The 18,681-nt window shown below is 64.1% G+C and carries 19 protein-coding genes; 7 read left to right on the top strand and 12 right to left on the bottom strand.

Features of this window, described 5'->3' with window-relative positions; translation table 11 throughout:
- Positions 1-15 precede the first annotated feature (15 nt).
- The 4 genes from IEX64_RS09790 to IEX64_RS09775 form a co-directional block, all read right to left on the bottom strand.
- The gene (locus tag IEX64_RS09790; RefSeq protein ID WP_188819488.1) at positions 16-204 is read right to left on the bottom strand and encodes a hypothetical protein; all 189 of its coding nucleotides are present in this window, start codon (positions 202-204) and stop codon (positions 16-18) included.
- 92 nt (positions 205-296) lie between these two features.
- A complete protein-coding gene (locus tag IEX64_RS09785; RefSeq protein ID WP_188819487.1) occupies positions 297-1,172 on the bottom strand; it encodes an isocitrate lyase/PEP mutase family protein in 876 nt (291 codons plus the stop codon).
- Positions 1,173-1,387: 215 nt separating this feature from the next.
- Entirely contained in the window at positions 1,388-1,555 is a 168-nt protein-coding gene (locus IEX64_RS09780; RefSeq protein WP_188819486.1) for a DUF1328 domain-containing protein, read from the bottom strand.
- A 132-nt stretch (positions 1,556-1,687) separates the two neighbouring features.
- Positions 1,688-2,362 carry an HAD-IA family hydrolase gene (locus IEX64_RS09775; RefSeq protein ID WP_188819485.1) on the bottom strand — a complete coding sequence of 225 codons (675 nt, stop codon included), beginning with the start codon at positions 2,360-2,362 and terminating at the stop codon, positions 1,688-1,690.
- 59 nt (positions 2,363-2,421) lie between these two features.
- On the opposite strand from IEX64_RS09775, the gene glmU reads away from it, so the two are divergent.
- A complete protein-coding gene (gene glmU / locus IEX64_RS09770; RefSeq protein WP_188819484.1) occupies positions 2,422-3,789 on the top strand; it encodes a bifunctional UDP-N-acetylglucosamine diphosphorylase/glucosamine-1-phosphate N-acetyltransferase GlmU in 1,368 nt (455 codons plus the stop codon).
- Between the two features lie 135 nt (positions 3,790-3,924).
- Here the strand turns inward: glmU and IEX64_RS09765 are convergent, their stop codons facing one another.
- Positions 3,925-4,668: a tetratricopeptide repeat protein gene (locus IEX64_RS09765; protein ID WP_188819483.1), complete on the bottom strand. Its 744-nt coding sequence runs from the start codon at positions 4,666-4,668 to the stop codon at positions 3,925-3,927.
- Between the two features lie 206 nt (positions 4,669-4,874).
- On the opposite strand from IEX64_RS09765, the gene IEX64_RS09760 reads away from it, so the two are divergent.
- The 3 genes from IEX64_RS09760 (at position 4,875) to IEX64_RS09750 (ending at position 10,100) form a co-directional block, all read left to right on the top strand.
- Complete coding sequence (locus IEX64_RS09760) at positions 4,875-5,702, top strand: TIGR00266 family protein (RefSeq protein ID WP_188819482.1); 828 nt, start codon at positions 4,875-4,877, stop codon at positions 5,700-5,702.
- Positions 5,703-5,820: 118 nt separating this feature from the next.
- A complete protein-coding gene (glmS, locus tag IEX64_RS09755) occupies positions 5,821-7,644 on the top strand; it encodes a glutamine--fructose-6-phosphate transaminase (isomerizing) (protein ID WP_188819481.1) in 1,824 nt (607 codons plus the stop codon).
- A gap of 143 nt (positions 7,645-7,787) precedes the next feature.
- The gene (locus IEX64_RS09750; protein ID WP_188819480.1) at positions 7,788-10,100 is read left to right on the top strand and encodes a putative bifunctional diguanylate cyclase/phosphodiesterase; all 2,313 of its coding nucleotides are present in this window, start codon (positions 7,788-7,790) and stop codon (positions 10,098-10,100) included.
- On the opposite strand, the gene IEX64_RS09745 is transcribed toward IEX64_RS09750, so the two are convergent.
- The 3 genes from IEX64_RS09745 to purS all read right to left on the bottom strand — a co-directional run bounded on the left by IEX64_RS09745 (position 10,097) and on the right by purS (position 12,754).
- The gene (locus IEX64_RS09745) at positions 10,097-11,680 is read right to left on the bottom strand and encodes an ABC-F family ATP-binding cassette domain-containing protein (protein WP_188819479.1); all 1,584 of its coding nucleotides are present in this window, start codon (positions 11,678-11,680) and stop codon (positions 10,097-10,099) included. The two genes, IEX64_RS09750 and IEX64_RS09745, sit on opposite strands and share 4 nt — an antisense overlap.
- A 160-nt stretch (positions 11,681-11,840) precedes the next feature.
- On the bottom strand, positions 11,841-12,518 hold the full coding sequence (gene purQ, locus IEX64_RS09740) for a phosphoribosylformylglycinamidine synthase subunit PurQ (protein WP_188819478.1): 678 nt from the start codon (positions 12,516-12,518) through the stop codon (positions 11,841-11,843).
- Positions 12,518-12,754 (bottom strand): phosphoribosylformylglycinamidine synthase subunit PurS, encoded by a 237-nt coding sequence (purS, locus tag IEX64_RS09735; RefSeq protein ID WP_188819477.1) that lies wholly within the window; start codon positions 12,752-12,754, stop codon positions 12,518-12,520. The genes purQ and purS overlap by 1 nt, the downstream gene beginning before the upstream one ends.
- Positions 12,755-12,950: 196 nt before the next feature.
- On the opposite strand from purS, the gene IEX64_RS09730 reads away from it, so the two are divergent.
- From IEX64_RS09730 to IEX64_RS09720, 3 genes are all read left to right on the top strand, one after another.
- Positions 12,951-13,856 carry an SDR family NAD(P)-dependent oxidoreductase gene (locus IEX64_RS09730; RefSeq protein WP_188819476.1) on the top strand — a complete coding sequence of 302 codons (906 nt, stop codon included), beginning with the start codon at positions 12,951-12,953 and terminating at the stop codon, positions 13,854-13,856.
- Between the two features lie 65 nt (positions 13,857-13,921).
- Positions 13,922-14,554, top strand: a complete 633-nt coding sequence (locus IEX64_RS09725; protein WP_188819475.1) for a DUF4328 domain-containing protein — start codon at positions 13,922-13,924, stop codon at positions 14,552-14,554.
- 165 nt (positions 14,555-14,719) lie between these two features.
- The gene (locus IEX64_RS09720; RefSeq protein WP_188819474.1) at positions 14,720-15,514 is read left to right on the top strand and encodes an SDR family NAD(P)-dependent oxidoreductase; all 795 of its coding nucleotides are present in this window, start codon (positions 14,720-14,722) and stop codon (positions 15,512-15,514) included.
- A gap of 48 nt (positions 15,515-15,562) precedes the next feature.
- On the opposite strand, the gene IEX64_RS09715 is transcribed toward IEX64_RS09720, so the two are convergent.
- The 4 genes from IEX64_RS09715 to IEX64_RS09700 are packed head-to-tail and all read right to left on the bottom strand — an operon-like array spanning position 15,563 to position 18,633.
- Entirely contained in the window at positions 15,563-15,937 is a 375-nt protein-coding gene (locus IEX64_RS09715; protein ID WP_188819473.1) for a DUF2794 domain-containing protein, read from the bottom strand.
- Between the two features lie 5 nt (positions 15,938-15,942).
- Positions 15,943-16,653, bottom strand: a complete 711-nt coding sequence (gene epsC / locus IEX64_RS09710) for a serine O-acetyltransferase EpsC (RefSeq protein ID WP_188819472.1) — start codon at positions 16,651-16,653, stop codon at positions 15,943-15,945.
- Positions 16,654-16,707: 54 nt separating this feature from the next.
- Positions 16,708-17,331 carry an HdaA/DnaA family protein gene (locus tag IEX64_RS09705; RefSeq protein ID WP_188819471.1) on the bottom strand — a complete coding sequence of 208 codons (624 nt, stop codon included), beginning with the start codon at positions 17,329-17,331 and terminating at the stop codon, positions 16,708-16,710.
- Between the two features lie 12 nt (positions 17,332-17,343).
- Positions 17,344-18,633: a heavy-metal-associated domain-containing protein gene (locus IEX64_RS09700; protein ID WP_188819470.1), complete on the bottom strand. Its 1,290-nt coding sequence runs from the start codon at positions 18,631-18,633 to the stop codon at positions 17,344-17,346.
- Positions 18,634-18,681 lie beyond the last annotated feature (48 nt).

Raw genomic sequence — 18,681 nt, 5'->3', positions numbered from 1 at the left:
CCTGAGCGACACCTTTCAGCCCAAACCGATCCCGCCGGCAATGTCTTCCAGCATGGCGAAGGCATCCTCGTTCTCCAGATCAGGCACACCGAGGAGAATGCGGCCAACACCGGCGTCCTCGTATTCCGCGACGAGTTCGGCCGGCGGGCGCGGCTCGAGATTGTCGTAGGCCCCCGCACCCCTCGCCGGCTGCGGGCCGGTCATGGCGGGGAGAGGATAATTGCAGGGCGGTGCCTGCAAGTCGCTTCGCGTGAAACGCCAGAAGCATTGCCCCTGCGGTCAAATACGCGCGGCCATCAGGGCGCGTGGTTCGGGCGCGTGGGACGTCCGGTCTTTTCGGCCCACTCCTCGATCAGCCCATCGTAGAGCGGGTGATCGATCAGTTCGTACTTCTCGGGGAAGTTGAAATTGCCCGATAGCATGCGGCCTTCCTCCTTGAGCTCGCGCATGAGCTTGAGGTGGTTCGCGGCGGCCGTCACCCAGCCGCCCGTGGCCATGTTGAAGGCGGTATCGGGCAGCGTGAAGCCCATGGTCGCGACCGGGATCTTCGATCCCAGCGCCTTCACCACTTCGGGCACCCAGTCGGGACGCGGCGGGTAGAACAGCACGTCGGCGCCCGCTTCCATGTAGGCATGGCCGCGCTTGACAGCCTCGTCCATGCTGCCGGTGCCGCCACCGCCCATTTCGCTGGTGTAGAGTTCGTCGCAGCGGGCGATGATCACGAAGTCCTGCCCGCTGTCGCGCTGCGCCCGTCGGGCGGCATCGATACGCGCCTGCTGGTCCTCGATCGACCACAGTCCGTTGACGTGCTTGGAGTGCTTGGGATTGCGCTCGTCCTCGACATGGAAGCCGGCAATGCCCTGCTGAATATAGCGGCGCGTGAAGTGATAGGCATCGGCCACTGTCTCGCCCAGCGTATCGGCATCGGCGATCAGCGGGATCGACATGACGTGCGCTATGCGCGCGGCCTGCTCGATCTGCTCGACCTGGCTGTACACGCCGTTGTCAGGCACCGCGTAGTGGAATGCGGAACAGGCGTGACCGCCGAGATAGGCCGCGGGAAAGCCGACATGCTCAACGATGCGCCCGGTCAGCGCCGAAAACACATCGCCGCACACGAAGTGCTCGCCGTTCTCGATCAGGCTGCGCAGTTTCTCTCCCGGTGTCGGCATGTCTTGTCTCACTAAAACCTATTGGCTCAGGGCTGGCATGACCGTCCGCGCGAGGCAAGGCATCGCACTTGCCTGAGACGGTTATCGGTGGGGCGGTGGGGGGCAAATGAAGATTTGTGCGAACCCGGTAACGCAGTTCGAAGGGCCCTGCTTGTCAGCAGAGCCCTTCGCACAACACCTGGTCAATTCAAGACAAACTCGAATGGCGATTCCGTCTAGCGCACCCGAGGACCGCGTCCGAACAGGAAACCAAGGACGAGGATGACAACCGCGACAATCAGGAAAATCTTTGCCAGTCCGGCAGAAAGCCCTGCGACGCCGCCAAAGCCCAAAAGAGCCGCTATAAGAGCGACGACGGCGAAGATAATGGCCCAACGAAACATAAGTGCTCTCCCTCGAGAAAACGGCTCTGCCGTCGTGTTCGACGAACAGCCAATCCTACAACTTTCGGATACCAATAATGTTCCAAAGGGAGATCACCGTCTCGCGAACGACGATCGTCCATGTCGTTCCGATTACCCCAGCCGCTGCAGCGCCGGGATCAATTCATCGAAATGGTCGATCACGCTCGCCGCGCCCAGATCCGCCGGAGCCTTGTCGTTGAAGCCGAAACTCACGGCCACGCAGGGCAATCCCGCAGCTGCGGCAGCGCCGGTGTCGTAGGTCGTATCGCCGACATAAGCCGCCGTGCCCCCGCCCGAGCGCTCCAGCATCAGGTGCAGCAGATCGGGGCGTGGCTTGGCGCGGCCTGGGCCCAGCGTATCGCCGCCGATGATCGTGAAGAAGCGATCGGTCAGGCCCAGCTCGGCGAAGATCTTTTCCGCGAAGCGCTCCAGCTTGTTGGTCACCACGGCCAGCTTCACGCCGCGCTCGGCCAGTCCGTCGAGCATCTCTTCGCCGCCCGGGAACAGCTGCGTCTCTACCGCGATATTGTTCTCGTAGAACGTCAGCAGCGACTGGTGCAGTTCGTCGAAGCGGGCATCGGGAACGGCCCCGCCCGTCAGTTCCAGCGCCTTGGCCAACATCTTCTTGGCACCGCCTCCGATCAGATCGCGCACATCCCCGGCGGGGATCGCCGGGCGGCCCTCGATCGCAAGGGCGTGGTTCACCGCGTGGGCCAGGTCGCCGTGGCTGTCGAGAAGGGTTCCGTCGAGGTCGAAACCGACGATGTCGAAAGGAAATGCAGTCATGATCGCCCCAGTGCAGTCTTGGTGTGGAAACCGCAACATTTTGCTGGCAGATGGTCCCCATGACTTCTGCCAGTAAGCCTCTCGCCCTAGTCGTCCTCGCCGCCGGCAAGGGCACCCGCATGAAGAGCGACCTGCACAAGGTGCTCCACCCCATCGCCGGCAGGCCGATGTTGGAACACTTGCTCGACAGCGCCCGGAAGCTGACGCCGGAGCGGGAGGTCGTGGTCGCCGGGCATGGACGCGAGCAGCTTGAAAAGGCGCTGCGAGACCGCGCCACCATCGCCGTGCAGGAACCGCAGCTCGGCACCGGCCATGCGGTGCAGCAGGCGGAACAGGCGCTGGCCGGCTTCGACGGCGACGTACTGATCCTCTACGGCGACGTGCCTTTCGTGCGCACCGAGACGATGCGCGCGATGATCGAGCGGTTGCACGCGCCCGACGCGCCCGCCGTGGTCGTGCTCGGCTTCGAACCGGAAGACCCGCTGCAGTACGGTCGCGTCCTTGCTCACGATGACGGCCGGATCGCGATGATGGTCGAATACAAGGACGCCGACGAGGAACAGCGCGCCTGCCGTCTGTGCAACTCGGGCCTCATGGCGGTGAAGTCGGCGGACCTGTTCGATCTGCTCGGCAAGGTCGGCAACGACAATGCGCAGGGCGAATACTACCTCGTCGACATCGTCAATATCGCCACGCTCGAAGGCCGCGACTGCGCGGTGATCGTCACCGACGATCCAGACGAAGTGGGCGGCATCAACAGCCGCGGCGAACTCGCCGAGGCCGAGGCCCGCTGGCAGAAGAAGCGCCGCGTGCAGGCCATGGCGGACGGAGTGACGCTGATCGCGCCGGAAACCGTCTTCTTCGCCTGGGACACGCAGCTCGGCCGCGATGTCACCATCGAACCCAATGTAGTGTTCGGCACCGGGGTATCGATAGCCGACAATGTGACGATCCATGCCTTCTCGCACCTCGAAGGCGCGACATTGGAAACCGGCACATCGATCGGCCCATACGCCCGTCTGCGGCCAGGTGCGGTGCTCAAGGAAGGCGCCAGGATCGGCAACTTCGTCGAGATGAAGAACGCCGTGCTGGGTGAAGGCGCCAAGGCCAACCACCTGACCTACCTGGGCGATGCCAGCGTGGGTGCCAACGCCAACATCGGCGCGGGCACCATCACCTGCAACTACGACGGCTATTTCAAACACAAGACCGTGATCGGCGAGCGTGCCTTCATCGGCTCGAACAGCGCTCTAATCGCACCGGTCAAGATCGGAGCCGATGCTATCGTCGCCGCCGGCAGCGCCGTAACCCGCGATGTGGCCGATGGCGAACTGCGGCTCGTGCGCGGCGAACAGCTGGTCAAGCCCGGCTGGGCCGACCGCTTTCACGACGCGATGAAAAAGAAGAAAGCCGAAGCGAAGAAGTAGGGACCAAGGCCCAGGCGCCGTTCGTCCTGAGCTTGTCGAAGGACGCCGGTATCACGCTGCATCGGCACCCTTCGACAAGCTCAGGGTTAGCGGGGCCTTGATCTGATTTCGAAGCCTAGGCTCTGAGGCCGTCTCTTACGAACCAATAGCTTTCTTGCGCGCGATGTAGCCGAGCTCGACTTTCGCGGCTTCGCTGCCGGGATCGTATTCCTGCGACTGGCGGAACAGGTTTTCCGCCGCATCGAGATCGCCCATCTCGATCTTGTTGTAGCCCATCCCGCGCAGCGCCCGTGCAGCCAGCGACGCGTCCGGCCCATCCTTGTCCTTGCTGGCGATGGCCCAGGCATGCGCGAAAAGATCGTAGCTTTCCTGCCACTGGCGCCGCGACTTGAAAAGTTCGGCGTACTCGTTGGCGAAATGCGCATTACCCGGCGCCATCTCCGTCGCCTTGCGCAGTTCCGCTTCGGCAAGGTCGCCCCGGCCGAGATCGATCAGCGCAAAGCCCTTGCCGAAATGCGCATCGCATAGGGCGCCGTCGACGAGCACCACGCTGTCGGCAGCGGCATCGGGAGCGGTGCGATCCGAATTGCACAGCGGCGTACGCGGATCGCTGGCGAGATAGCGGTCTGCCGAGGCGATGACCGTATCGAAGACCTTCACGGCCCTCGCCTGCTTGCCGCTACGGATCAGATCGAAGCCCTTGTCCACCTGCGCACCGACATCCAGGCCGGCCTGCGGTTTCGCGTCGTGGCCAAAAGCCATCGCGAGTGCAGCGGTTTCGGGGATCGCGGACGAAGATGTGTCGGCTACAGGCGCTGCATGAGCCGTTCCGGCCAACAACAGGCCCACTACTCCTGCAAACGCACTTCTCTTGAACATCGACGAATTTCCTCTCCCCGGAACACCGATACTGCCTAGGTCTGGGCCGGACCCTCTTCATGGGCCTCGCTCGTCAGACGGTGTTCGTTCAAGCGACAAGAATATCCGACCAGCGCGGTTTGACAAGTCACAGCGTGGAAATCACACCGTCACACACCGCAGTGATCACAGCGTTCATCCCTTTTCGCGCAATACGGAGTGACCCGATGTCCAACAGCCCCTGGAGCCATACCCGCAGTTCCTCGATTGCCGACGATGTCGATTTCGAGATCAAGGGGCAGGAACTCCAGTTCGTCGAGATCGAGCTTGATCCCGGCGAAAGCGCCGTCGCCGAGGCCGGGGCGATGGTCTGGAAGGATTCGAGCATCGAGATGTCGACCGTGTTCGGCGACGGGTCGGGCGGCGAAGGCAGCGGCTTCATGGGCAAGCTGCTGGGCGCGGGCAAGCGCCTCGTCACGGGCGAGAGCCTGTTCACCACGGTCTTCACCCATCATGGCCATGGAAAAGCCCGCGTGGCTTTTGCAGCGCCGATCCCCGGTTCGATCCTGCCGATCAAGCTCGACGACGTGGGCGGACGCCTGATCTGCCAGAAGGACGCCTTTCTGGCCGCGGCGCGCGGCGTGTCCATCGGCATCCACTTCCAGCAGAAGATCATGACCGGCCTGTTCGGCGGCGAAGGCTTTATCATGCAGAAGCTCGAGGGCGATGGCTGGGTCTTCGTGCAGATGGGCGGCATGGTGGTCGAGCGCGAACTGCGCGCCGGCGAGGAACTGCACATCGATACCGGCTGCGTCGCTGCTTTCACTTCGGGGATCGATTTCGATCTGGTTCGCGCCGGGTCGGTGAAGTCGATGATCTTCGGCGGCGAAGGCGTGTTCTTCGCGCGGCTGCGCGGACCGGGCAAGGTCTGGATCCAGTCGCTGCCCTTCTCTCGCCTCGCCGGCCGCATGCTCTCGGCGGCCCTGCCCGGCGGACAGCGGCGCGGTGAAGGCTCGATCCTCGGCAGCTTCGGAGACCTTCTCGACGGCGACTGATCGGACTTTCCACAAGCGTGCACGCCTGCTGCGCGTCTAAACCACTTCTCAAGCTTGTTTCGGCAGGCTTGAGCCTGCAATTGCTTGGTCAACACGGTTAAGGCAGCGAACACGGCACATGTGTGGAATTATCGGCATCGTCGGCAAGGAAGAAGTCGCGGACAGGCTGGTCGACGGCCTGAGGCGCATGGAATATCGGGGCTATGACAGCGCCGGTGTCTGCACTGTCCATGACGGCCAGCTCGTGCGCCGCCGCGCCGAAGGCAAACTGATCAACCTCGTCAAGGAACTGATCACGGACCCGGCCCAGGGCCTGACCGGCATCGCCCACACCCGTTGGGCCACCCACGGCGCACCGACCGCGGCCAATGCCCATCCCCACGCGACCGGCGAATTGGCCCTCGTCCACAACGGCATCATCGAGAACTTCCGCAGCCTGCGGGAGGGTCTGGAAGGCCGGGGACGCACATTCGAAAGCCAGACCGATACCGAAGTCGTCGCGCACCTCGTCTCCGAACAGATCGAGGCCGGGCTTTCGCCGCAGGACGCGGTGAAGGTAGCCCTGCCCCAGCTGCGCGGTGCCTTCGCGCTGGCCATTGCCTTCCGCCGCTTTCCCGACATGCTGATCGGCGCCCGTCTCGGCTCGCCGCTGGTCGTCGGCTATGGTGACGGCGAAACCTACCTTGGCTCCGATGCGCTGGCGCTCGCGCCGCTGACCCAGAAGATCACCTACCTCGACGAAGGCGACTGGGTCGTCATCACCCGCGACGGCGCGCAGATCTTCGATGTCGACAACAATCCGGTGGAGCGCGAAATCGTCGCCTCGGGTGCCTCTGCAGTCGCCATCGAGAAGGGCAATTATCGCCACTTCATGCAGAAGGAGATCTTCGAGCAGCCGACCGTGGTCGCCCAGACGCTGCACAGCTACGTGCGGCAGGTCGACCAGTCGGTGGCCCTGCCTCAGATCGATTTCGACCTGTCCAAGGTCCAGCGGATCACCATCGTCGCATGCGGCACCAGCTACTACGCCGGTATGGTCGCAAAGTACTGGATCGAGCAGTTCGCGCGGCTCCCGGTCGATATCGATGTCGCTTCCGAATTCCGATACCGCGATCCGGTGCTCGAGCCGGGCGGCCTTGCCCTGTTCATTTCCCAGTCCGGCGAAACGGCGGATACGCTGGCCGCCCTGCGCCACTGCAAGGCGGAGGGACAGACCATTGCGGTCGTGGTCAACGTGCCGACCAGCACGATGGCGCGCGAGGCGGACCTGCTGCTGCCGACCCACGCCGGACCGGAAATCGGCGTTGCCTCGACAAAGGCTTTCACCTGCCAGCTTGCCGTACTCGCCGCCCTCGCCGCGCGGCTTGCCGTGCTGCGCGGCCGCATGGACCGGGCCGAGGAAATGACCGTGGTGAAGCACCTCGTCGAGACGCCGGCGTGCCTCAATGCCGCGCTGGGCCACGACGAGGAAATCGCGGACATGGCGCACCTGATCGCGCCAGCGCGCGACGTGCTTTATTTGGGCCGTGGACCGGACTTCCCGCTCGCTCTCGAGGGAGCGCTAAAGCTCAAGGAAATCAGCTACATTCACGCCGAGGGCTATGCCTCGGGCGAAATGAAGCATGGCCCCATCGCGCTCATCGACGAAGCCGTTCCGGTGATCGTGCTGGCCCCATCCGGACCACTGTTCGAAAAGACCGTTTCGAACATGCAGGAAGTGCGCGCACGCGGCGGCAAGGTCGTTCTGATCTCCGACGCGGAGGGCATCGCCGAAGCGGGTGAAGGCTGCATCGCAACGATCGAAATGCCGAAGGTCCATCCGCTGATTGCCCCGCTCGTCTATGCCGTACCGGTGCAGCTCCTCGCCTATCACGTGGCCTGCGTGAAAGGCACCGACGTCGACCAGCCCCGCAATCTCGCCAAGAGCGTCACCGTCGAATAAGTCGCTTCCGCGCAGCATTCGCCGCAAAATAATCCGCCAAAGGCCATCGCGGCTTTACCCGGTAATAACCCTCCTGAGGGTATGGAGACCGGGTGCAAGTAAGGTCTCTTCAGAACAAAGCCCTCCCAAGGAAGCTTCCGGTCATGGCCGTACTCGGGTTGAGCGACCCGGACAACGGCGACTGGGCACGGCTGCGGGGCCTGCAATATTCAAGCCTGCGCAGCGGCACGTTCTCGCGCATTGCCACACAAGTCGCGGCGATGCTCGCAATCGTCACACTGACGATGGAACAGGTTCCCGTCGTGTTCATGGCCGGCTGGATCACCGTGGTCGCACTGACCTTGTGGCATGGCCAGCGCATCGACCGCTCGCTCGCGGATGCCGACCGCCGCCGCATGTCGCGCGGCGAAGTGCAGGCACAGATGGTCGCCTCGATCTTCAGCGGTCTCGTCTGGGCGGTCCCGCTCGGCTGTTTCGGCCTGTTCGTCGATGCGGCGACGCAGGTGAAGATCTGGACGGTCCTTGCCATGCTGATGACGGCATCGGCCATCCTGCTGCCGGCTGTCCCGATGGGCACCCTGCTGTTCTGCGGAATCGTCGGCGGCTCCACGATCGTCTATTTCCTGTTCACCCATACCTACGACATGGCTGCGATCACTGTCGTGTTTACCGGCACGATCCTCGTCGGCGCGGTGGAAGGCGCCAAGCGCTACATCGCGACGAAGATCGCGGAAGCCGGCATTCTGGAAAAGAACGAGGTCGTCTCGCTGCTCCTGCGCGAATTCGAGGAAGGTGAGGCCGACTGGCTGTGGCAGACCGATACCAACCGCCGCGTGCGTTCGGTTTCCCCCCGCTTTGCCTTCGCGCTTGGCTGCAACGCCAAGGAAGCCGACGGCAAGTCGTTCATTCAGCTCATTTCCGGCCCTGCCTGGGAAACCGGGCAGTTCCCTTCGAGCCTTCACGACCTCGCCGAGAAGCTGAAGCGCCGCGAGAACTTCTCAAACCTGCTGGTGCGGGTGACCATCAATGGCGAATCGCGCTGGTGGGAGCTTTCGGGCACGCCGCGCTTCGATGAAGACGGCATCTTCGACGGCTTCCGCGGCGTCGGCTCGGACGTGACCGAGGCGCGTGAGAACTCTGACAAGATCGCGTGGATGGCGCGCTACGACACGCTGACCGGTCTGCCCAACCGCATGATGCTCACCGAAGCGCTCGGCGACGCGCTCGATTACGCGGAAAAGTGGCGTACACGCTGCGCCTTCCTGATGATCGACCTCGATCGCTTCAAGGCCGTTAACGATACCCTCGGCCATCTCGTCGGCGACCAGTTGCTGGCCCGCGTCTCCGAGCGTCTCAAGGAGCAGATGACCGAGAACGAACTGTGCGGCCGCCTCGGCGGCGACGAGTTCGCCATCGTCATCCGCGACGCCTCGGATCTGGAGCACGTCAAGGCGGTGGCGCAGCAGGTGATCCGGCGGCTCTCACAGCCCTACGAGGTCGAGCATCACACGCTCTACGTCGGCGCCTCGGTCGGTTCGGCCTTCGGCCCGCGCGACGGCGCCACGGTCGAAACGCTGATGCGCAATGCCGACCTTGCACTCTACCGGGCCAAAGACACCGGCGGCAACGCGCACTTCACCTATGAGCCCGCGCTGCATGCTCATGCCGAGGAGCGCCGCCAGCTGGAATTCTCGTTGCGACAGGCGCTGGACAACAACGAATTCCAGCTCGTCTACCAGCCTGTCGTCGATGCGCATACGGAAGGCGTGGTCAGCTTCGAGGCGCTGCTGCGCTGGAACAGCAAGGAACACGGCTTCGTCAGCCCCGGAAAGTTCATCCCGCTGGCCGAGGACACGCGCCTGATCGTTCCGATCGGCGAATGGGTTCTGCATCAGGCCTGCCGCGAGGCGATGAACTGGCCCGAGCACGTGCGCGTTGCGGTCAACGCCTCGGGCGAGCAGCTGCTCGACCCCAATTTCTCCGCGAGCGTCATCAGCGCCCTCACGCAAAGCGGTCTTTCGCCGCGCCGCCTCGAAATCGAGGTCACCGAAAGCATCTTCCTGCGCGATGCCAGCCAGGCACAGGCCGCGCTCGAGCAGATCATGGCGCTGGGCTGCGGCATCGCGCTGGACGACTTCGGCACCGGCTATTCCTCGCTCGGGTACCTGCGCAAGCTGCGGTTCTCGACGATCAAGGTCGACCGCTCCTTCGTGCAGAGCGCCGCGACCGGCAACGTCGAAAGCCTCGCCATCATCCGCGCCGTTGTCGCCATGGCGGACAGCCTCGAAATGTCGACCACGGCCGAAGGCGCGGAGACCGAGAAGGAAGTGGAACTCATCCGCCAGCTCGGCTGCCGGAAGATCCAGGGCTACTTCTTCGGACGCCCGATGGCGGCCAAAGACGCCGAGGACTTGTTCCGCAACCCGCATTACCTCGCCAAGCAGAGCGCCGCCTAGGTTTCCGCCGAAAGGCTGACTTCCCGCTCCAGCTTAAGCGCATCGCGAAACCCTCGGTCGTGGCTGACGCACAGCAGCGCACCGTCATAGGCCTGAAGCGCTTCTTCGAGCAGCATCGTCGCTTCCACGTCGAGATGGTTGGTCGGCTCGTCGAGGATCAGCATACGCGGCGGCCTTGGCCGGGAGAACAGGCAGGCCAGTGCCAGACGGACGCGCTCACCACCTGAAAGGCTCTCCACGGTGCGGTCTCCCCAGCGATTGCGGAATCCATAGGACGCCAGAGCATCGTGAGCCTGCGCCGCAGTAATCTCCGGATTGAGACGGCGCATGGCCCCCAGCGCGGTTTCCGAGCGTTCCAGCAACGAGATATGCTGGTCCAGCAAAGCCATGTCACCGCGGTCGGCGGTGATGGCTCCCTCTTGCGGCGGCTCGTCGCCCAGCAGCAGGCGGATCAGGCTCGTCTTGCCCGAACCATTGGGCCCGGTGAGCGCAATCCGTTCGGGGCCGCGAATGGTCAGGTCGAGCAGGCCGAACAACCTTCGTCCTTCACGTTCGCACATCACGTGCCGCGCCTCGACCAGCACATGGCGTGTCGGCAATCCGCAGGAAGGCATGGCAATCCGGATCGGCACCACCCGCTCGACCTCCGCCTGTGCCTGCGCAAGCGCATCCCCTGCCTGCGCCACGCTGTCATTGCCGACGGCGCGGTAACGCGCCGCGGTCTGCTCCGCCCGCTGCTGGCGCGCATGTAGGAGGATCTTCGGTTCCGATTTCCGGGCAGCTACGGCCCGCCCGCGCTTGTCGCGCTGGGCCTGCTTTTCCGCCTCGCGCTGCCGGTCGCGCCGCGCGCTTTTCACCGCCGATTCCGCCTTGTCGAGCGCGTCGAGCGCGCGCGCCCGCTCGGCGCTCCGCTGCTGTTCGAACACGCTCCAGCCCCCACCGACGACATGAATGCCGGTCCGGGTCAATTCGACGATACGGTCGACATGCTCGAGCAAGGCACGGTCATGGCTGGCGACCAGTACCGGCCCATGCCAGCGCTGCAGCAGATCGAGCACCGCATCGCGGCCTGCATCGTCCAGATTGTTGGTCGGCTCATCGAGAAGCAGGACATCGGTGTGGTCGAGCAGCAGCCCCGCCAGCATCACGCGCATGCGCTCCCCGCCGCTAAGCGCGGCGAGCGGCCGTTCCACGTCGAGCGGTGGCAGCCCGACCGAAGCGGTGGCGGCATCGAGGCGCGCGGGCAGTGTCCAGTCCGCCTGCTCGTAATCGGCATCGGCGGCAGTGCCGCTTTCGATGCGCCGCAGGCAGGCTAACGCCCCTCCACCTAGCGTATCGCCGACAGTCTGCGTACCGACCGGCGGCAACTGGCGTAGGAAGCCGACCCTGCCCCGGCAGGTGATAGTTCCCTGTGCTACAGGGCCTTGCATGGCAATCGCCTGCAGCAAGGTCGACTTGCCAGACCCGTTGCGGCCGACAAGCCCGACACTTTCATGCGCCAGCGAAAGATTGAGATCGGAAAAGAGAAGAGAGCCATCCGGCGTTGCACAGGCAACGCCATCGAGAGTCAGGTATGACATGAGAACACCAAGCAAGCATGGGGAGGAAATCCGCGCTGGCTACTTAGTTGTTCATCGCACCTTCCTGTCTGTGGCCTGGCCGCCGGATACGGGGCTTTCGCCGCAAAAGCAAATCAGGCCGGACAAGAGCCCGGCCTTCCTGCTCACTGCGAGGGGCTGCTCAGGCGCCGACCAGTCCCTTGATCGCGCTTTCGAACAGCGCGCGGCCATCGGTGCCGCCATGCGTCGTTTCGATGGCGCGTTCGGGATGCGGCATCATGCCCAGCACATTGCCCGCGGCATTGAGCACGCCGGCAATCGCGCGGGCCGAGCCGTTGACGTTCTCCGCGTAGCGGAAGGCAACCCGGCCCTCGCCTTCGAGCCGGTCGAGCGTCTCGTCGTCGGCGAAGTAATTGCCATCGTGATGCGCCACCGGGATCACGATTTCCTGCCCTGCCTCGTAGCCGCTGGTGAACAGCGACTGGGCGTTCTCGACCTTGAGCGTGGCGTCGCGGCAGACGAAGCGGATCACCGAATTGCGAAGCAGCGCGCCGGGCAGCAGGCCGCTTTCGGTCAGCACCTGAAAACCGTTGCACACGCCCAGCACCGGTACACCCTTTTCGGCGGCGGCGATCACTGCCTGCATCACCGGCGAGCGCGAGGCGATGGCGCCGCAGCGCAGGTAGTCTCCATAGGAAAAGCCACCGGGGAGCGCGATGAAGTCCAGCCCCTCGGGCAGGTCGTGGTCGCCGTGCCACACGCGGTGCGGCGCGGTGCCCGAAACCTTCTCCAGCGCATCCGCCATGTCGCGGTCGCAGTTGGAGCCGGGAAAGGTGATGACGGCGGAGCGGAAGGCCATCAGGCGGCCACCTTCTCGATGCGGTAGTTCTCGATCACCATGTTGGCGAGCAGCTTGCGGCACATGTCGTCGAGCGTTTCGTCGCTGGTGCTGTCCGCCACATCGAGCTCGAACAGGCGGCCGGCACGCACATCATTGACACCGGTGAAGCCCAGTCCCTCGAGCGAATGGTGGATGGCCCGACCCTGCGGATCGAGAACACCGGGCTTGAGGCTGACGTGGACGCGGACTTTCATCGCAGGGCCTTTCGCTAGGGAGCGGGCAGATTCGTTAGCAGCGCCTATGACTCGGGAGGCGCGCCGGGGCAAGTCGCTGTCTCGGGATGTCCGCCGGATTTGGCTGACACGGGACCGCACGGCATTGCGCAAAACTCTCGATTGAACGGCCCGCCGCAACCTGCCATCCCGCCAATAACACTTACGGGAGTCCCTCATGTCCATTTCCCTCGACGGGCAGGTTGCCATCGTTACCGGGGCCGGAAACGGTCTGGGCCGTGCCTATGCGCTGGAACTGGCCCGGCGCGGCGCCAGAGTGGTCGTGAACGACCTAGGCAGCGCGCGCGACGGCACCGGCCATTCCGACGCTGCGCTGGCCGTGATCGAGGAAATCCATGCCGCAGGCGGCGAGGCGATGGCGGATGGCGGCGACGTTTCCGACTTCGCGCAGATGGAGGCGATGGCCGCGCGCGCAATGGAGAAATGGGGCGGCATTCATATCCTCATCAACAATGCCGGCATCCTGCGCGACCGCACGTTCGCCAAGATGGACCCGGCCGACTTCGACCTGGTCCTGCGCGTCCACCTGCTCGGCAGCGCCTATGCGACCAAGGCGGTGTGGAACATCATGCGCGATCAGACCTATGGCCGCGTGCTGATGACCACGTCCTCCACAGGGCTCGGCGGGAACTTCGGACAGGCCAACTACGGCGCGGCCAAGGCCGGCGTGCTCGGGCTCGCCCGCACGCTGCGGCTGGAAGGCGCCAAGTACAACGTGCGCGTCAACTGCATCGCTCCCACCGCCGGCACGCGCATGACCGCCGACATCTTCCCCGAGGAAGCCTACAAGGCCTTCGAGCCGGAAAACGTGGTCCCCGCAGCGATCTTCCTCGTGTCCGAAGACGCACCCACGGACGCCATTGTCGCAGCCGGCGGCGGCGTCTTCCAGAGTGCCTTCATCACCATGAATGAGGGCATCCTGCTGCCCGAAAACGAACGCACCGCCGAAGGCTTCGCCAAGGCCTGGCCGCGCATCCGCGAGCGAACGGGAGATCATGTGTTCGAGAACGGCATGGAACAATCGCACCATGCGCTGCGGATGCTGATGAAATCGCAGCATTAACAGTTAGAAACGCCATTTAAGACGACGCCGCTGGCAACGACAACCAGCCATCGCGCAGGAGGGACATGCCAGAAACCACGCTTTGGAAATGCTTGCGAGTCCTGGAGGCGCGCCGCGCCTTCGCGACCTATGTCATCTATGCATACATCGGCGTATCTGCGTTCAAGATCCTTCAAGTCTTTGGCCTGATGGCGGGGCAACTGAACTATGAAGATACCGGCAACCTGGACGCGCTGAGTATGGTGGGCCTCGTCGTCGGACTGCTTAACTGGTTCCTGCAAATTGCCGCCACCATCCCGATTGTAATGTGGATATACCGGGCGCACGCGAACCTGGTCGCGATGAAATGCCCCGACCTGAAGTACTCGCCAGGATGGGCTGTCGGATGGTATTTCATCCCCATCGCCAACCTGATCGAACCATTTCGCGCAATGCGCGAACTCTGGCGACGCAGCCACTCTCTCGAATCTGGGGCCGTGCGGGACGCTCCCGAAATGGCCCCGTGGTGGACGACGTTTATCGCGGCCAATACCCTGTCCTTCATCACGGCGTTTTCACCAGCACATGACAAGCAGGATTTGTTCGGGCTGCTTTCGCTCGCCCTGTGCATCGCATCGGCATGGTGCCTGCTGCAGATCATCAATAAGGTGACGCAGGCTCAAAGCGATCTTCTGTCCGCCCGCCACACTTTCGCCTGAGGCTCAAGCCCTGCATCAGCTTCAGTAGCGACTCTCAGGCGTTTTGCGGCACGATCAAAGAGCATGCAGCATCGCTGGCATCGTCATGCCGATTAGCAATCCCCGGTCATTGGCTCCACCTGCAGAGAGTGGCAATCCGCGCGCAATTGCTTCTGAAGGGACACCATGTTCATCGATCGATATGGGCCTTGGGCTCTGATTGCTGGCGCATCCGAAGGAACCGGGGCTGCCTTTGCCCGCCGCATCGCTGCCGAAGGTATACGCCCCATTCTGGTTGCGCGACGGATAGAGCCGCTGAACGACCTCGCGACCGAAATCGAACGCGAGCACGGAGTGGAAAGCCTGACGATCGCCACCGACCTTACGGCCGAGGATGCCTGTGACATCATCGTGCAGGCAGTAGGTTCCCGAGAGGTCGGCCTGTTCGTGGCCAATGCGGGCGCCGACCTCAACGGCCAGGAATTCCTCGATGCTGATATGCCTGCCTGGCTCGATCTTGTCGCGCTCAACGTCGCCACGCCTTTGAAGCTTTGCCACCACTTCGGTCGCCATATGCGTGAGCGGGGACACGGCGGCATCATTCTGCTTGGCACCGGCGTGAGTTACGGGGGCATGAAATCGCTCGCCGTCTATTCTGGGGCAAAATCATTTCTGCTCAGCTTCGGCGAAAGCCTCTGGTCCGAACTGAAGCCCTACGGCGTCGATGTTCTCAATCTGATGCTGGGCCGGACCGACACACCGGCATTTCGGCGCGCCCTTGCGGAAAAGGGCCTTCCTCTGCCGACCGGCCTGGCTGCACCACAGGATGTGGCGGAAACGGCGCTGAAAAGGCTCGCACTCGGTCCCGTACACAATTGGGGGGCAACGGACGACTTGCCGGGGTTTGCGCCCACTTCGCCAGACGAACGCCGAGCGCGAATTGCGCGGCTGGAGGAAGCCGGCAAGGCCGTCATGAAATGAAGCAGCAAGCATCTCGCCTGGCGACGGCTCGCTGCGCCGCGCTAGCCTCTACCCTTCGACGACCTTCAGCAACTTGCGCTCAAGCGGGCTGAGCACACCAGCAAGCTCGTGCCCGCGCTTGAGAATCTGGCCGGATTCGCCGAACAGCGTCCACATGCCCTGCTTGCTGCGCAGGCTCGGGCGCTTTTCTATGCGGGCCTGAGGCCGTTCGGCGGCGCGGCGGAAGACGGCGAAATTGGCCGCGTCCTTGCCGAAGTCCATCGCGTAGTCGCGCCAGAACCCGGCAGCGACCATGCGGCCATAAAGATTGAGAATGCGCTGGAGTTCGAACCGGTCGAAGCCCACCTGCTGCGGGCCTCGTCCGGGAAAGGCTACAACGCTGGACGAAGCGGAATTCGCGGAACCGGTCGGGCCTGCCGCCATTCAGATCAGACGCCCTTGCAAGCCGGACCGTCGGACTGGGCTTCCTCGCGCTCGGACTGAGCGGCAATCAATGCCTCGACCTGCTGACGCAGGAGCGCGATCTGCTCATCCAGCTCGTCGACGCGCTGGTTCGGCGCCGGTTCGCACGGCTCTTTGCACGGCGTGCCGTAAGGCATGAACTGCTTGGCCCAAGTCTCGGCGGAAACGAGCGTGGAGCGGGCCTTGACGCCGATCATCGTCGCGCCTTCGGGCACATTCTCCGTCACGACCGCGCTGGCGCCCACGCGGGCCCGCTTGCCGATGGTGACAGGCCCGATGATCTGCGCCCCCGAACCGACGATCACGTTGTCCTCCAGCGTCGGGTGACGCTTGCCGCCAACGCCGTTGGTCGGATTCGAGCCGCCCAGGGTCACGCACTGGTAGATGGTGACGTTGTCGCCGATCTCGGCCGTTTCTCCGATCACGGTGAAGCCGTGGTCGATGAAGAAATTCTTGCCGATCGTGGCACCCGGATGGATGTCGATAGCCGTCAGAAAGCGTGAGATGTGGTTGACCACCCGCGCCAGAAAGAACAGCCGCGCCTTGAACAGGCCATGCGCGATGCGGTGCCAGAACAGCGCCCAGACACCGGGATAGAGCAGCACTTCCCAGCGCGAACGCGGCGCGGGATCGCGCGCAACGATGGAATCCAGATAGCGGACAAGATTACCGAACATTGCCCGAAACTCCCATCAATCGGCCCGCGATGCAACTATTGCGCACATGCGAACTCAAAGCTCCTTGAGATCGCCGCCCTTAGTCTCGATCAGTGCGTCGCGCCAGATCGCCATTGTTGGCGCCTGTTTGCGCTCCAGACTGAGCCGGTCGATCGCGGCGACCAGACGTTCCACGCCCAGATGGCTACGTTCACAACGTCCTACAAGGTATCGGGTTGCAGAATGGTCAAGAACGATACCGCGCACTTCGGCATGCAGCTCCATCAGCGCGATCAGCATCTCGTCGTCGGGCTCGCCGATTTCGAGGTCGAGCGCCGCGCCGAGCCGGGACACCAGATCGGGTAAACGCACCTGCCACGCCTCCTCCCCGGCACCGCGTCGGCGGTTGGCGACGATCAGCAGCGGGCGACCGCTTTCCTGCGCGCGGTTCCAGCGGTGGAAGAGCGCGTCCTCGCCCATGCTATCGGCATCGTCGGCCACATCCCCCTTTCCCGTCTGCTCGAACCAGCGGGCGAGCAGCGACTTGCCCGAACGCGGCGGCCCGGTGAGGATCGCCGTACGGAAAGGCCAGTTCTCAGGCTCGGCCAGCGCGTCGATGACCGCAGCATTGGCGCTACCCACGACAATGCGCGGCGGATTCTCGCTGGCAGCGGACAGGGGTAACGCAATCTGCCTCATGGCGGAACGTTCCTAGCGGCTGATCTTCAACGTAGAGCCGCTGCCGGAAACCTTCCAGCCTTGCGCACGCAGGGCGTTGGCAATGCGATCCGCGCCGCCCGAAACGCTCACGCGCATGACCGAGGTACCGCCGATCGCGAGGCTGACAGTCGCCGCGCCCTGTACGCCGGGCACCCCGCGCACGGCCGCAAGCGCCGCATCGACGGCGGCGGCATCCGGAGTCGCGAACTGTACCGAGACATTCTCAACCGGCGTGCCGCTGACATCTTCCGGCGCCAGAGTCGGGCCTGCCGTTGGCGCGGCGGCGACCGGCCCCTGCTCTTCCTTGGGCATCATCGCATTGCGAAGTTCCCCAAAGGCACGGTCCAGCGCCACACGGCTGCTGTTGAGCGTCGGGTCCGGCTTGAGCATGCCCTGCACCAGAGCATCACGATAGAGCCCGTCGACGCGCTCTACAGCCTTGCCGAGCATGGCCGGCAATTCCTGTTCGTTGCTGGCGGTCAGCGTGAAGCTGCCGAGAAACTTGTTGTCGAGGCCATAGCGCGCCGTGAAGGTACCCTTGATCGGGCCGCCCGGCCACTGCCGCTCGAGGCGCGCAACGGGGATCACCACATCGGCCGCATCGAACTGGCCGAGCACAGTGCTCCACCACAAGCGGCTGCGGCGTCCGGTCTGGCCTGCGGTGAGCACCAGCGATTCGCCGCCCGAGCCGATGGGACGGACATAATCCACGGGGCTCGCAGCCGCCTGGAATTCGGCCCAGGCGCGCTGCCACGGCCCGCGCACTTCGAAAACCTGCCGCACGCCGCCCGAGTAGAGCACCGGAATGACCAGCATAGGCGCCGAGCGGGGAATGCCGCCGCCATCCTTGCCGACGAACTGGCTGGACTTGGTCTTGTCGAAAATGACACCCAGCCGCGCGACATAGCGATGCGCACCGACCTGTTCGCGCTCGACCACAATCGACGCCACCATGGCATCGATCGATTCGACCGGCATGTCCGGACCGCCCAGCTTCTTCCACGCCAGCTTTTCAGCCTGCTTCCAGCCTTCGAGCCGTGCTTCGGCGCCCGTCTTGGCTGTCACGTCGACGTCGATGCCGTTGACCTGGATGTCTTCGGAATTGGCAAGCGGCGGGATACCGCGATCACCCTCGATCTGGGCGACGAGTCGCGGGCCGCCGATACCGGCCAGCGCCAGACCGGCCACGGCAGCCAGCATCACGGCCACGCGTTTCCGCTGTCCGCTACGGGGGCCCTTGCGGTCGGGCCGCAGGATTTTGGGGGAGATCGTGATCGCCATTGTCGAAACCGGGGGCCTTTTGCCCAAACGGCGATGGAAATCCAAGAA

Source organism: Novosphingobium indicum (assembly GCF_014645195.1).
GTDB classification, from domain to species: Bacteria; Pseudomonadota; Alphaproteobacteria; order Sphingomonadales; family Sphingomonadaceae; genus Novosphingobium; species Novosphingobium indicum.
Note: the sequence above shows the minus strand (reverse complement) of the source record. Positions and strands in the feature narration are given on the sequence as shown.